Below are 13,078 nucleotides of genomic sequence, written 5' to 3' on the forward strand. Positions count from 1 at the left end.
AGAGGTCCCCTCACCTATCTATCCGCGTCGACAGGATGATCGATGACAGCGTCCGCTCGACTCCGTCCATGGCGCCGATCTGGTCGAGCAGCATGTCGAGGTCGCGGATCGATGGCGCGTCGACGATGACGATCATGTCGAAATTGCCGCTGACCGAATGCAGCGTCCGGACCGTCGCCAAACCGCGCAGGCCGCGCACCACCTTGTCGGCAAGCTTGGGCGTCACGGTGAGCAGCACATGCGCCCGCACCAGCCCCTGCTCATAATCCGGCGCCAGCCGCACGCCGTAGCCTGATATGATGCCGCGCTGCTCCAGCCGTTCGATCCGGCTCTGCACGGTTGTCCGCGAGACGCCAAGCCGCCGCGCCAGCTCGGCGGTCGAGGCGCGCGCATTCTCGCGCAGCAGCGAAAGCAGGGTCTGTTCGGCATCGCTGAGCATTTCGACGATTCTTCTCGGCGGACTGACCAATCAATGGGTTCGTTTCGTACAGAACCACGCTTCCTTTCGACGGGCAAGCTGCGAATCTGTGCTCACAACCAGTGAGGGATTTGTCATGAAGAAAATTGTCGTTGTCGGCGCCGGCAAGATCGGCTCGACCATTGCCGAGATGCTCGCCGCCACGGGAGATTATCAGGTCACGCTCGTCGACCGCTCGGCAGCACAGCTCGCTGCTGCCGAAGTCCCGGCCACGGTTGCGACGCTGGAGCTCGACATCGAAGCATCCGGCACGCTTGAAGCCGCACTCGCCGGCAAATTCGCGGTGCTCAGCGCCGCTCCCTTCCATCTGACCACCCGCATCGCCGAGGCGGCGGCCAGTGCCGGCGTGCACTATCTCGACCTGACCGAGGATGTCGTCTCGACCCGCCGCGTCAAGGAACTGGCGCGTTCGGGCAGAAGCGCCTTCATTCCGCAATGCGGCCTGGCGCCGGGCTTCATCTCGATCGTCGCCAACGATCTCGCCAGCCGCTTCGATTCTCTGGAAAGCGTGCGCATGCGCGTCGGCGCTTTGCCGCAATATCCCTCCAATGCGCTGAACTACAATCTGACCTGGAGCACCGACGGCGTCATCAACGAATATTGCGAGCCCTGCGAGGCGATCGTCGAGGGCGAGCTGGTCGAGGTGCCGCCACTGGAGGAGCGCGAGGAGTTCTCGCTCGACGGCGTCACTTACGAGGCATTCAACACCTCCGGCGGGCTCGGCACGCTGGCCGAGACGCTGAAGGGCAAGGTGCGCACGCTCAACTACCGCACCATCCGCTACCCCGGCCACGCCGCGATCATGAAGGCGCTGCTCAACGACCTCGGCCTGCGCCATCGCCGCGACGTGCTGAAGGACATTTTTGAAAGCGCCCTGCCGGCGACATTGCAGGACGTCGTCATCGTCTTCGTCACCGTCTCCGGCCGCAAGAACGGCCGCCTGCTGCAGGAGACCTACGCCAACAAGGTCTATTCCCAGCGTATCGGCCAGGTGGTGCGCAGCGCCATCCAGATCACCACGGCGTCCGGCATCTGCGCCGTGCTCGACATGCTGGCCGACGGCAGCCTGCCGGCGACCGGCTTCATCAAGCAGGAAGACATCGCGCTGGACGCATTTCTAGCCAACCGTTTTGGCCGCGCCTATGCCCAGCACGAAATGGTGAGCCGGCTGGCGGGGTGAAGCGCATAATCTCCCGCTTGAGGGGGAGATTAGCATCGAGCTATTTCCGCAAGACCATCGGCCGCCCAAGCAGAAACCGGACAAAATTGCCGGCGTTGCGCGAGGCCTTGGCCGAAGTCTGCGGCATCTGCTTTTGCGTAGTCTCTTTTCGAGCCGGCGCGCGCGCATTTGTCCCGGCACCGGGCCGGCCCACGGTGAAAGCCGGCTCGGCGACCGGCTTGCCGCGCAAGACATTGGCTGCATTGTTGTCATGAATGACGATGCACCATTGAGCCTCCTTCAAGGCCGCCCCGACGGTGTTGAAACGCATCGCCATCCTCGTGTGCTCGTCGCAATAGACCCCGTTCATGGACGGTGATCGCTTCTCGACCAGAGTGCCGAAGGCCGACGTTGGATATTCGTGCTGCGTGTAGTGGTTGGTTGCCGCATCGAAATTCTGGCCGTGCGGAAAGGCGATATAGAGCGGTTGCTGGTTCACCTCGCCCTTGGCGATTTCCCGGCGCGCGTAGAAATCGACACGCTCCATGAAGGTCGGCGCCAGCGCGTCATCGCTGTCGAGCCGAGTCAGCGAAACAAATTCGGCATCCGTGTCGCTTTGGACAAACGCATTGAAGGCGACATTGTAGTTCTCGCCGGCCTTGATGAGAACCGGCCTGACATCAATCCCGGCCGCGCAGGCGCAGACGATCCGGATGTAGTTCTCATGTGTTCGGAATCGAACGCAATCAGGACCGTAAAGTCCTTCTGCGACTGGCCCTCGAGCGAGGGCGCGCAATAGGTGTCGAACAGCGCCAGCCGCTCGACCAGCCACACCGGGTCGAGATTGGCTCTGCCGTGTCCATTCCATTGGCTCGGCATGAAGCCGGTGGCGGTGTTGTAGCGAATCGCCACGTATTTCTTCAGGTCGGTGCTCATGGGAGGAGACTAGAGCATGATCCCGAAGGGTGGAATCCGGTTCTCGGAAAACATGGTACGCGGCACTTTCCCGCCAATCGCTTTGGTCGCGCCTAGATGAGCGGCTGGCGAGTTGATCGATGGGCTGGCGAGGGAAGGAAGAGAGCTGGCTCGAACAGGTTCGCCCCTTTCCTCAAATATGCAGCGCGTGTCCCAGCGCCTTCAGCGCTGCTTCCTGGAATCCCTCGCCCTGCGTCGGATGCGCGTGGATGGTGCCGGCGATGTCCTCCAGCCGCGCGCCCATCTCCAGCGCCAGCCCGAACGCCGCCGCCAGTTCCGACACGCCCTGCCCGACCGCCTGGATGCCGAGCACCAGATGGTTGTCGGCGCGGGCCAAGACGCGGACAAAGCCGTCCTCGCCCAGCTTCGTCATCGCCCGGCCGTTGGCCGCGAACGGGAACATGCCGATCTTGATCTCGCCGCCGAGCGCCTTGGCTTCTTCCGGCGAAAGACCAGCGGTCACCAGTTCGGGATCGGTGAAGCAAACGGCGGGTATCGAACGCTTGTCCCAGCTGCGCTTGTGGCCGGCAACGATCTCGGCGACCATCTCGCCCTGCGCCATCGCCCGGTGCGCCAGCATCGGCTCGCCGGTGACGTCGCCAATGGCGAAGATGCCGCGCATCGAGGTGCGGCACTGGTCGTCGATGCGGATGAATTTGCCGGCCATGTCGAGGTCGATCTGCTCGAGCCCCCAGCCTTCGGTCACCGGCTTGCGGCCGACCGTCACCAGGATCTTGTCGGCGGCGACCTTGGCGCTCTTGCCGTCGGAGGTTTCGATCAGCAGCGCGTCGCCTTTGGTCGACAGTCCCTTGGCCTTGGCGCCCAGCATCACCTCGACGCCGAGCGCGGTGAGCCGCTTGACCACCGGCCGGGTCAGCTCCGCATCATACTGCGCCAGCACGCGCGGCAAGGCCTCGATCACGGTCACCTCAGCGCCCATCTTGGCAAATGCCATGCCGAGTTCCAGCCCAATATAGCCGCCACCGACGACCGCGAGATTTTTCGGCACGTCGCTGAGCGCCAGCGCCTCGGTGGACGAAATCGCCCGACCGCCAAACGGCAGGAACGGCAGCTCCACCGGCGCCGAGCCGGTGGCGATCACGATGGTTTCAGCACGGATCACTTGGCTACCCGTCTCGGTCTCGACCGCGACCGTCTTGCCGTCGCGAAAGCTCGCCCAGCCATGCACAGTTTTCACGCCTGCCTTCTTGAGCAGGCCGGCGACGCCACTGTTGAGCCGGCTGACGATGCCGTCCTTCCAGGCGACGGTCCGGGCAAGATCGAGCGTCGGCGCGGTGACCGAAATGCCGAGCGGGCTCTTGCCGCCCGCCATGTGCGACACCTTCTCGAACTCCTCCGCCGCATGGATCAGCGCCTTGGACGGGATGCAGCCGACATTGAGGCAGGTGCCGCCCGGCTTGCCGGCCTCGACGATCACCGTATCGACGCCGAGCTGTCCGGCCCGAATAGCGCAGACATAGCCGCCGGGCCCGGCGCCGATGACGAGCAGCTTGCAGGAGATTTCTTTCATGATGGCACGCTCTTTCTGGTGGCGAAGGCCCCCTCATCCGGCCGCCTCGCGGCCACCTTCTCCCCGGTGGGGAGAAGAGGCGAGCACAGACGCCGGCGACCTCCTCTCCCCTCGGGGAAAGGTCGGATTGCCCCGAATTGCCCTTCGCAATTCGGTTTTGGCAATCCGGGTGAGGGGGCCCTTGCGACCGTTCTCATCCCCTCAATCCACGAAAATCAGCGCCGGCGTTTCCAGCAGCGTCTTGATCCGCTGGATGAACACCGCCGCATCCCACCCATCGATCACCCGATGGTCGAAGCTCGACGACAGGTTCATCATCTTGCGCGGCATGAACTGGGTGCCGTCCCACACCGGCCGCACCATCATCTTGTTGACGCCGACGATCGCCACTTCAGGATGGTTGATGACCGGCGTCGTCGCCACGCCGCCCATGGCGCCGAGCGAGGTGATGGTGATGGTCGAGCCGGACAGCTCGTCGCGTGTTGCCGTGCCGGACTTGGCCGCCTCGGCCAGCCTGATGACCTCGGCGCCGCAATCCCAGATGTCGCGCGCCTCAGCGTGCCTGACCACCGGAACCACCAGCCCCGACGGCGTCTGTGCGGCGATGCCGATATGGATGCCGCCATGCTGATGGACGATGCCGGCCTCGTCGTCGAACAGGGAATTGAGATTGGGCTGGTCCGCGATCGCCTTGACCATCGCCCGCATCAGGAACGGCAGCAGCGTCAGTTTCGGCCGCTCCACGCCAGGACGCTTCTCCTTGTTGAGCGCCGCGCGCAATTCCTCCAGTGCGGTGACGTCGATCTCCTCGACATAGGTGATGTGCGGAATGCGCGATTTGGACAGCGACATCTTCTCGGCGATCTTGCGCCGCAAGCCGACCACCTTGATATCCTGCACAGCATCGTTGCGGGCGAGGCCGGATGCCTTTGCGACCTGCGGCCCGCGCGCCAGGAACGCTTCGATGTCCTCATGGCCGATGCGACCGGCCGGACCGGATCCGGCAACCTGCCTGAGATCGATGCCGGCTTCTTTTGCCCGCAGACGAACGGCCGGCGACGCCAGCGGTCTTTCGCCTTCAGGCCGCGGCGCGCCGGGGACGGAAGGCTGCGCCGTGCTTTTCTGTGAGGCTGCCGGTTTCGCCTTGGGCTCGTCGCTCTTTGGTGATGCCTTCACGACCGGCGCAGCAGCCTCGGGCTTCGGCGTCGGAAGTTTTGCCGGAGGCTCAGCGGACACCGCTTCCGCTTCGGCGCCTTGCGGCTTGGCGTTGCCCTCGCCCGCCACCTTCAGCCGCACGATGGGCGAGCCGATGGCCACCGTGTCGCCGATCTCGGCGCCCAGCCACAGGATCTCGCCATCGACCGGCGACGGGATTTCAACCGTCGCCTTGTCGGTCATGACGGCGGCGAGCACAGTGTCCTCGCGGACGATATCGCCGACCTTGACGTGCCATTCGACCAACTCGGCCTCGGCGACGCCTTCGCCGACATCGGGCAGCTTGATGATGTGTTCGCCCATCTCAGGCTCCCATGGTTTCAAGCAAGGCACGGCCAACGCGGGCGGGACCGGGAAAATAATCCCACTCCTGCGCATGCGGATAGGGCGTGTCCCAGCCGGCAACGCGAGCAACCGGCGCTTCGAGGTGATAGAAACAGTTTTCCTGCACCAGCGCCGACAGCTCGGCGCCGAAGCCCGAGGTCAGCGTCGCCTCATGCACGATGACGCAGCGCCCGGTCTTTTTCACCGAGGCGACGATCGTATCGAGATCGAGCGGCAGCAGGGTCCTGAGGTCGATGATCTCGGCATCGATGCCTGTTTCTTCGACAGCCGCCTGCGCGACATAGACCATGGTGCCGTAGGCGAGCACGGTGAGGGCCGAGCCTGCCCTGCGGATCGCCGCCTTGCCGAGCGGCACCGTGTAGTGGCCGTCGGCCACCTCGCCCAGCTCATGCTTCGACCAGGGTGTCACCGGCCGGTCGTGATGACCATCGAACGGACCGTTGTAGAGCCGCTTCGGCTCGAGGAAGATCACCGGATCCGGATCCTCGATCGCCGCGATCAAAAGCCCCTTGGCGTCGTGCGGGTTGGACGGTACCACCGTCTTCAGCCCCGACACATGGGTGAACAGCGCCTCAGGGCTCTGGCTGTGCGTCTGGCCGCCAAAAATGCCGCCGCCGGTCGGCATGCGCACCACGATCGGGCAGGTGAAATCGCCGTTGGAGCGGTAGCGCAGCCGTGCCGCTTCCTGGGTCAGCTGGTCGTAGGCCGGGTACATGTAGTCGGCAAACTGAATTTCCACGCACGGCTTCAAGCCATAGGCGGCCATGCCGATGGCCGAGCCGACAATGCCGGATTCGTTGATCGGCGCATCGAAGCAGCGGCTCTTGCCGTATTTGGCCTGCAAGCCCTGCGTGCAGCGGAAGACGCCACCGAAGAAGCCGACGTCCTCGCCGAACACGACGACTTTCTCGTCGCGCCCCATCGACACATCCATGGCATCGCGAATGGCCTCGATCATGGTCCGTCTCGGCATGGCTCAGACTCCCGCCTGTTGGCGCTGGCGTCTGAGATGCGGCGGCATTTCGGCGTAGAGCCCTTCGAACATGTCGCGCGTCGACGGCTTGCCGCCGGCATGCAGCGTGCCGTGGCCTTCGGCTTCCTTCTGCGCCGCGATAACCGTGTCGAGGATTTCCGCCTCGGCCTGCGCGTGACGCTCGTCCGACCAGACACCGAGCGCGATGAGATGGTTCTTCAGCCGCACGATCGGGTCGCCGAGCGGCCAAGCGTCGGATTCAGTCTTCGGCCGGTAGGCGGACGGGTCGTCCGAGCTCGAATGTGCGCCGGCACGGTAGGTGACATATTCGACCAGCGTCGGCCCGAGATTGCTGCGCGCCCGCTCCGCCGCCCATTTGGCCACGGCGTGGACGGCGAGGTAGTCGTTGCCGTCGACGCGCAGCGACGGGATGCCGAAGCCGAGGCCCCTCGCCGCGAACGTGCCCGAACCGCCGCGCGCGATGCCTTGAAAGGTCGAGATCGCCCACTGGTTGTTGACGACATTGAGCACGACCGGCGCCTTGTAGGTGGAGGCGAACACCAGCGCCGAGTGGAAATCGGACTCGGCCGTCGAGCCGTCGCCGATCCACGCGGCTGCGACGCGCGAATCGTTCGATATCGCCGAGGCCATCGCCCAGCCGACCGCCTGGATGTACTGCGTCGCCAGATTGCCGGAGATCGAGAAGAAGCCGTGCTCCTTCGACGAATACATGACCGGCAATTGCCGGCCCTTCAGCGGGTCGGCTTCGTTGGAATAGATCTGGTTCATCATCGTGACCATCGGGTAGCCATCGGCAATCAGCAGCCCGGCCTGGCGATAGGTCGGAAAGTTCATGTCGCCCGGCGCCAGTGCCTTGCGGAAGGCGCAAGCCACAGCCTCTTCGCCCAGATGCTGCATGTAGAACGAGGTCTTGCCCTGCCGCTGCGCCATCTGCATGCGCGCATCGAAGGTCCGCAGCGTCATCATGTGGCGCAGGCCGGTGAGAAGCTCGTCGCTGGACAGCAGGCCGGCCCACGGGCCGACGGCCTCGCCCGTGCGGTTCAGCACGCGGATGATCGAGAAGGCATGATCGCGGATGGTGCGCGGATCGACATCGATCTCCGGGCGCGGCACCGAGCCGGCCTTGGGGATCGGCACGTTGGAAAAGTCAGGCGTTCCGCCCGGCCGCACTTCCGGTTCCGGAACATGAAACCGCAACATCCCAGCATCGGCCATGACCTTTGTCCTCCAATGTTGCCTGGAACAGATATTTGCATATCTGCGCCGCCAGTGCGAATTTGTCGGGTAGCCTGCGGACGTCGGTCCCGGCCGCGCCGGCCGATCCAGCCTCCCGCACCCAAGATGAAGATATGTCCGCGAAATTTCTTGTCGATGTTGGGCGGTGGCGCGCAATTAGAGAGAAGGTTGGGCGAGGTTTGCCGGCAGATAAGGTGATTGGTCGACGAACTCGCGCCCTTCCTCTCCCCCGTCGATCGGGGGAGAGGTGTCGAGCGAAGCTCGAGGGAGTGGGGGTCGACGGTTCGCCCAAGCTGGATGCCGCCCCCACATCATGCTAACCAGCCCGCCATGGCACAGAAGAAAGCATATGAGGTCGATGGCTGGCTCGCGAAGCCGGACCAGCGGATCTCCATTGTCCTGCTTTACGGCCCCGATCGCGGCCTTGTCTCCGAGCGAGCAAAGGCCTTTGCCGGCAAGACCGGCCTGCCGCTCGACGATCCCTTCTCGGTGGTCAGGCTGGAGGGGTCGGAGGTCGACCGCGACGAGGGCCGGCTGCTCGACGAGGCCCGCACCGTGCCGATGTTTTCCGACCGGCGCCTGCTGTGGGTGCGCAATGCCAGCGGCCAGAAGGCATTGGCCGACGACGTCAAGGCGCTGACGGCCGAACCCGCGCGCGATGCGATCATTCTCATCGAGGCCGGCGACCTCAAGAAGGGTGTCGGCCTGCGCGCCATCGTCGAGGCGGCCGACAATGCCATGGCCCTGCCTTGCTATGCCGATGAAGCCCGCGACATCGACACCGTCATCGACGGCGAACTGGGCAGGGCCGGCATGTCGATGACCATGGAGGCGAGACAGGCGCTGCGCCGCAATCTCGGCGGCGACCGGCTGGCCTCGCGCGGTGAGATCGAGAAGCTTGTGCTCTACGCCCATGGCCAGACCGAGATCGGCCTGGAGGAGGTCAAAGCGATGTCAGGTGATGTCTCCGGCGCGTCTTTCGACGACGCGGTCGACGCGCTTCTCGAAGGCAAGATCGGCGACTTCGACACCGCCTTCACCCGCCATTGCCAGTCCGGCGGCCAGCCTTTCCTGGTGCTGTCCTCGGCAATGCGGCAGTTGCAGCAGATCCAAATCATGCGCGGCCAGATGGAGTCCGGCAACCGCAACGCCGCCTCGGTCGTTGCCGCCGCCCGCCCGCCGGTGTTTTTCTCCAGGCGCAAGCTGGTGGAGAAAGCGCTGGAACGCTGGAGCACCGAAGCGCTCGGCCGCGCACTGACCCGGCTGCAGACGGCGGTGCTGCAGACCAGGCGGCGGCCGGATCTTTCCGTCGCGCTGGCAAGACAGGCGCTGCTTGGCATTGCGGTGGAGAGCAGCAGGTTGGCGCAGCGGTAGGAGAGCGATCCTCCTCTTCTCGGCGCCGAGCGCTGCCTCCATCGGTCAATTCATTGTCATGGCGCCCACCTGCTGGAAGGTTGGCAGCGCCTGTGGAAAGACCAGCACCGCCGCGCCGTAAAGAAGCAGAGCGATACCCGACACCTTTGCGATCCCACCTCCGGACGGGAGGGTCTTTTCCGCAAAGATCAGCAAGGTGACCACGGCCATTGCGGCGACGTTCATGATCCCGAGAGGAAAGAGGGCGAGAAACAAAAGCCAGCAGCAGCCCAGGCAAAAAAGTCCATGCTCCAGGCCCATGCGAACCGCACCCCAATAACCATCGCGCCATGAGGTCAGGATGAAGCCAATCGGCGTGCGGCATTTGGCCAGACACAGATCTTTCAGTAGGGAGAGTTGATAGGCGCCCCCAATCATCAGCAGCGCGCCGCCGATACGCGCGGCCGTCGCAGCGGACAATCCCACATGCCCGGCAAGCATCTCCGCACCCGCCGCACCGGCAAAGGCGATAAAGCCCATCACGCCCCAAACCAGCATATACCCGGCCACGAACACCCAGCTCGAGACAAAGGTCTCGCCCCGGCTCTGTTTGCCGGCCTGGACCTGGTGAAACGTCAGGATCATGGGCGCGGCCGTCGGAAACATCATGGCAATCATCATGATCATCCAGATGGCAAGAAACAGCGGCGCCTTCATACCCATGGTGAGTGCGTACATTTCCATGCGCATGTCCGCGTCCATGGCCATCTGCTGCCAGACAAGCAGGGTCCACGCCGCCGCAGCGATAGCGATCAGCAGCGCGAGAATGATGTATCGCTGCAACGTCGGGGCCATGGACGAGGTCGTTCCGTGCTACGCTGCCAACGGCTACTGCTGCCCAGACCAATTGATCGGGGCGTAATGTCCGTTTCGGCGGGAATTGTCCCAGCTCATGCCATGATCGCTGAATGTACTGCCTTCCGCCCCCATCGCCAGGGCGAGCCAATCGGGATTGACAGGATGGCCGGTGGCCGCCCACATCTGCCCGTCCTCGCGCATTGTCGGCAGCGGCTCGACCGCCATCTGCATGACGCCCACAATCTCCGCCGACCGCTTCTTGCCGTCTATCCGGTAGCTTATCGGCACCTTCTTGGCGCCAAGATTCGTGCCAATCATGGGTGCCAGCACCGCCATAGGGCCGCCCGCAGCGCCGGTGAAGATGGCACCTAGCGCCTCTGTTTGCCTGTCATCGGCCCGTTCGTCGATATAGGCGGCGGCCGTCCAATTGCCGTTTGCCATAGGACCCGGCGTGTGAGCGACCATCGCGACACTGAGCCCATCCAATCGAACGTCGCCGTAGTTGCCCGTATTGATATGAAAGACCAAACCGACGTCGCAAACACCTTTCGTCGGCTTCGATGTCAGCTGCGCGTTGGTGGACAGCAGACAAGGACATACGACATCGCAGCTACAATTTTCGAAGTAACTTCCGGACAATTGCCAACGGACTGCCATTTGCACCTCCCACTTGCGTCAGGCGCGTCGGCATATCGCATTGGCGGGGCGGTGCCATTTCACGACTGTGTAGGAACGGCAAATAGCCCCCGCCTCGACTGACCGGCACGCTAGGGCCCATAATTTAAGCCATATCTAATATAGGTTACGCCGTTGCCTGGCACTGTCAAGCCGCGAGCGGCAGGGCTGGCGGCAGGCGCTGCTTGGGATCGCGGTTGAGAGCGCGAGGCTGGGGAGCGAGCCTGATCTCCCCCTCGAGGGGGAGATGTCGCCGAAGGCGACAGAGGGGGCCGCCGCGCGTGGGGCGCTGACCTCTTCTTCGTTCCCGCAGGGGCCCGGCGCTTGATGTGGGGCGACCCCTCTGGCCTGCCGGCCATTTCCCCTCAAGGAGGGAGATTCGCGGCGTCACCGATTTCGCCAATCACCAGCGCCCCAAAAGGAAAAGGCCGGCCAAACGGCCAGCCCCTTTCCACATGCGCAATCTCCGGTCTCAATATACTTCGCCGGCTAACTAACGCTCCTGCTTCAGCCTTCTGCACAGCTCATCAAGCTGCTCCAGCGACCGGTATGAAACCCGCAAAGTGCCGCCCTTGCCCTTGTGATCCACTGACACAATCATGCCGATCGTATCGGTCAACAGCTTTTCCAGCGCCAGCGTATCGGCGTCCTTTTGCTCCGGACTTGGCGCCGGCTTGGCTTCCTTGGTGCTGCTGGTGCCGGCCGGTATCTGGGCCAGCGCTTCGGCCTGGCGTACCGAAAGGCCCTCTTCGACGATACGCTTGGCAAGGCCGGCCGGATCTTCCGCCGTCACCAGCGTACGGGCATGGCCCGCCGACAGCGCGCCGTCGACCAGCATGTCGCGGATCACGTCCGGCAGCTTCAGGAGCCTGAGCGTGTTGGCGACATGGCTGCGGCTTTTGCCGATCACCTGGCCGAGATCGGCCTGGGTGTAGCCGTGCTCATCGATCAGCTGCTGGTAGCCAAGTGCTTCCTCGACCGCATTGAGGTCGGTGCGCTGGACGTTTTCGATGATCGCCAGCTCGAGCGCGGTGCGGTCGTTGACCTCGCGGATGATGACCGGGATCTCGGAAAGCCCGGCGCGCTGCGCCGCCCGCCAGCGCCGCTCGCCGGCGATGATCTCGTAACGGCCGGCCTGTGCCGGCGAAGGACGCGCCACCACCGGCTGGACGACGCCGTGTTCGCGGATCGACTGGGCAAGGTCGGTCAGCTCGGCGTCGCCGAAATGCCGCCGCGGATTCTTCGGATTGGGGGTCAGGAACTCGATCGGCACCTTGCCGTCGGCGCTCATGCCTGGTTTTTCAGGCGCAGCTGGGCGATCGATCTCGCCGATCAGCGCCGCCAGCCCACGCCCCAGTCTCTTTCTCGAAAGGTCTTCGCTCATCTTTATTCCAGGTTGCAGATCGTTTCGGTATCGAATCGGCTCTTTAAATTGCAGGGAGTCTAATCAAGCGGCGCGTAACTTGCGCTCGCGGCGGATCACTTCCGACGCCAGTTGCAGATAGGCCTGACTGCCCGAGCATTTCAGATCGTAAAGGATCGCCGGCTTGCCGTAGGACGGCGCCTCGGACACCCGCACATTGCGCGGGATGACGGTCTCGTAGACCTTGTCGCCCATATGCGCCCGCACATCCTGCACCACCTGGTTGGCGAGATTGTTGCGGCCGTCATACATGGTCAGCACGATGCCCTGGATGGTGAGATCCGGATTGATCGAGCGGCGCACCTGCTCGACCGTCTCCAGCAACTGGCTGAGACCTTCGAGCGCGAAGAACTCGCATTGCAGCGGCACAAGAACAGAATCGGCCGCAGCCATTGAATTCAAAGTCAAAAGGTTGAGCGAGGGCGGGCAGTCGATCAGCACATAGCCGAAAGGTGCGCCGCGCTCGGTCGCGGCGCGCAGCGCATTACGCAACTTGAGCACCCGGTCGGGCGCGGAGGCGATCTCCATTTCAATGCCGAGCAGGTCGAGCGTCGACGGCACGATCGACAGGCCGGGCACCGCCGTCGGGATGGCCGCGGCCTCCAGCTCCAGCTCGCCGGTCAGCACGTCATAGGAGGACACCGTCCGATCCTTGCGGTCGATGCCGAGACCGGTGCTGGCATTTCCCTGCGGATCGAGATCGACGATCAGCACCTTTTCGCCGATCGCGGCCAGCGCGGTCGCCAGATTGATGGCGGTGGTTGTCTTGCCGACGCCGCCTTTCTGGTTGGCTACGGTGATGATTCGGGGGCCATTCTTCATCATGGGTTTATGCC

The 13,078-nt window shown here is 64.0% G+C and carries 13 protein-coding genes; 2 read left to right on the forward strand and 11 right to left on the reverse strand.

Translation table 11 applies throughout. The features are described 5' to 3' along the window. Positions 1-10: 10 nt before the first annotated feature. The gene (locus EN990_RS21205; protein ID WP_013528746.1) at positions 11-439 is read right to left on the reverse strand and encodes an Lrp/AsnC family transcriptional regulator; all 429 of its coding nucleotides are present in this window, start codon (positions 437-439) and stop codon (positions 11-13) included. Positions 440-554: 115 nt separating this feature from the next. Here EN990_RS21205 and EN990_RS21210 point away from each other — a divergent pair, with 115 nt between their 5' ends. Continuing rightward, positions 555-1,658 carry a saccharopine dehydrogenase family protein gene (locus tag EN990_RS21210; protein ID WP_024504078.1) on the forward strand — a complete coding sequence of 368 codons (1,104 nt, stop codon included), beginning with the start codon at positions 555-557 and terminating at the stop codon, positions 1,656-1,658. Positions 1,659-1,698: 40 nt separating this feature from the next. On the opposite strand, the gene EN990_RS36245 is transcribed toward EN990_RS21210, so the two are convergent. From EN990_RS36245 to EN990_RS21240, 6 genes are all read right to left on the reverse strand, one after another. Then, positions 1,699-2,322, reverse strand: coding sequence for a glycosyltransferase (locus EN990_RS36245; RefSeq protein WP_281040665.1), 624 nt, complete (start codon positions 2,320-2,322; stop codon positions 1,699-1,701). Then, entirely contained in the window at positions 2,223-2,573 is a 351-nt protein-coding gene (locus EN990_RS36705) for a glycosyltransferase (RefSeq protein WP_127368963.1), read from the reverse strand. Before EN990_RS36705 ends, EN990_RS36245 begins: the two co-directional genes overlap by 100 nt. A 172-nt stretch (positions 2,574-2,745) precedes the next feature. Next, a complete protein-coding gene (lpdA, locus tag EN990_RS21225) occupies positions 2,746-4,143 on the reverse strand; it encodes a dihydrolipoyl dehydrogenase (protein WP_127368962.1) in 1,398 nt (465 codons plus the stop codon). 201 nt (positions 4,144-4,344) lie between these two features. Then, positions 4,345-5,661, reverse strand: a complete 1,317-nt coding sequence (locus EN990_RS21230) for a dihydrolipoamide acetyltransferase family protein (RefSeq protein WP_127384850.1) — start codon at positions 5,659-5,661, stop codon at positions 4,345-4,347. A gap of 1 nt (position 5,662) precedes the next feature. After that, a complete protein-coding gene (locus EN990_RS21235; protein WP_013528742.1) occupies positions 5,663-6,676 on the reverse strand; it encodes an alpha-ketoacid dehydrogenase subunit beta in 1,014 nt (337 codons plus the stop codon). A gap of 3 nt (positions 6,677-6,679) precedes the next feature. After that, positions 6,680-7,912 carry a 3-methyl-2-oxobutanoate dehydrogenase (2-methylpropanoyl-transferring) subunit alpha gene (locus EN990_RS21240; protein ID WP_127368960.1) on the reverse strand — a complete coding sequence of 411 codons (1,233 nt, stop codon included), beginning with the start codon at positions 7,910-7,912 and terminating at the stop codon, positions 6,680-6,682. A gap of 351 nt (positions 7,913-8,263) precedes the next feature. Between EN990_RS21240 and holA the strand changes: the two genes are divergently transcribed. Further along, a complete protein-coding gene (gene holA, locus EN990_RS21245; protein ID WP_013528740.1) occupies positions 8,264-9,307 on the forward strand; it encodes a DNA polymerase III subunit delta in 1,044 nt (347 codons plus the stop codon). 45 nt (positions 9,308-9,352) lie between these two features. On the opposite strand, the gene EN990_RS21250 is transcribed toward holA, so the two are convergent. The 4 genes from EN990_RS21250 to EN990_RS21265 all read right to left on the reverse strand — a co-directional run bounded on the left by EN990_RS21250 (position 9,353) and on the right by EN990_RS21265 (position 13,067). Beyond that, positions 9,353-10,141, reverse strand: a complete 789-nt coding sequence (locus tag EN990_RS21250) for a DUF2182 domain-containing protein (protein ID WP_127369068.1) — start codon at positions 10,139-10,141, stop codon at positions 9,353-9,355. Positions 10,142-10,174: 33 nt separating this feature from the next. Continuing rightward, the gene (locus tag EN990_RS21255; protein ID WP_127369069.1) at positions 10,175-10,801 is read right to left on the reverse strand and encodes a DUF1326 domain-containing protein; all 627 of its coding nucleotides are present in this window, start codon (positions 10,799-10,801) and stop codon (positions 10,175-10,177) included. 511 nt (positions 10,802-11,312) lie between these two features. Continuing rightward, a complete protein-coding gene (locus EN990_RS21260) occupies positions 11,313-12,203 on the reverse strand; it encodes a ParB/RepB/Spo0J family partition protein (protein ID WP_013528737.1) in 891 nt (296 codons plus the stop codon). 63 nt (positions 12,204-12,266) lie between these two features. Beyond that, positions 12,267-13,067 (reverse strand): ParA family protein, encoded by an 801-nt coding sequence (locus EN990_RS21265; RefSeq protein ID WP_013528736.1) that lies wholly within the window; start codon positions 13,065-13,067, stop codon positions 12,267-12,269. Positions 13,068-13,078 lie beyond the last annotated feature (11 nt).

The organism is Mesorhizobium sp. M7A.F.Ca.US.005.03.1.1 (assembly GCF_003997975.1).
Lineage (GTDB): Bacteria > Pseudomonadota > Alphaproteobacteria > Rhizobiales > Rhizobiaceae > Mesorhizobium > Mesorhizobium ciceri.

Excerpts from the sequence above, each read along its gene's own strand:
- EN990_RS21205 (WP_013528746.1), bottom strand. The coding sequence starts at position 439 with ATGCTCAGCGATGCCGAACAGACCCTGCTTTCGCTGCTGCGCGAGAAT.
- EN990_RS21210 (WP_024504078.1), top strand. The coding sequence starts at position 555 with ATGAAGAAAATTGTCGTTGTCGGCGCCGGCAAGATCGGCTCGACCATT.
- EN990_RS36705 (WP_127368963.1), bottom strand. The coding sequence starts at position 2,573 with ATGAGCACCGACCTGAAGAAATACGTGGCGATTCGCTACAACACCGCC.
- lpdA (WP_127368962.1), bottom strand. The coding sequence starts at position 4,143 with ATGAAAGAAATCTCCTGCAAGCTGCTCGTCATCGGCGCCGGGCCCGGC.
- EN990_RS21230 (WP_127384850.1), bottom strand. The coding sequence starts at position 5,661 with ATGGGCGAACACATCATCAAGCTGCCCGATGTCGGCGAAGGCGTCGCC.
- EN990_RS21235 (WP_013528742.1), bottom strand. The coding sequence starts at position 6,676 with ATGCCGAGACGGACCATGATCGAGGCCATTCGCGATGCCATGGATGTG.
- EN990_RS21240 (WP_127368960.1), bottom strand. The coding sequence starts at position 7,912 with ATGGCCGATGCTGGGATGTTGCGGTTTCATGTTCCGGAACCGGAAGTG.
- holA (WP_013528740.1), top strand. The coding sequence starts at position 8,264 with ATGGCACAGAAGAAAGCATATGAGGTCGATGGCTGGCTCGCGAAGCCG.
- EN990_RS21250 (WP_127369068.1), bottom strand. The coding sequence starts at position 10,141 with ATGGCCCCGACGTTGCAGCGATACATCATTCTCGCGCTGCTGATCGCT.
- EN990_RS21255 (WP_127369069.1), bottom strand. The coding sequence starts at position 10,801 with ATGGCAGTCCGTTGGCAATTGTCCGGAAGTTACTTCGAAAATTGTAGC.
- EN990_RS21260 (WP_013528737.1), bottom strand. The coding sequence starts at position 12,203 with ATGAGCGAAGACCTTTCGAGAAAGAGACTGGGGCGTGGGCTGGCGGCG.
- EN990_RS21265 (WP_013528736.1), bottom strand. The coding sequence starts at position 13,067 with ATGATGAAGAATGGCCCCCGAATCATCACCGTAGCCAACCAGAAAGGC.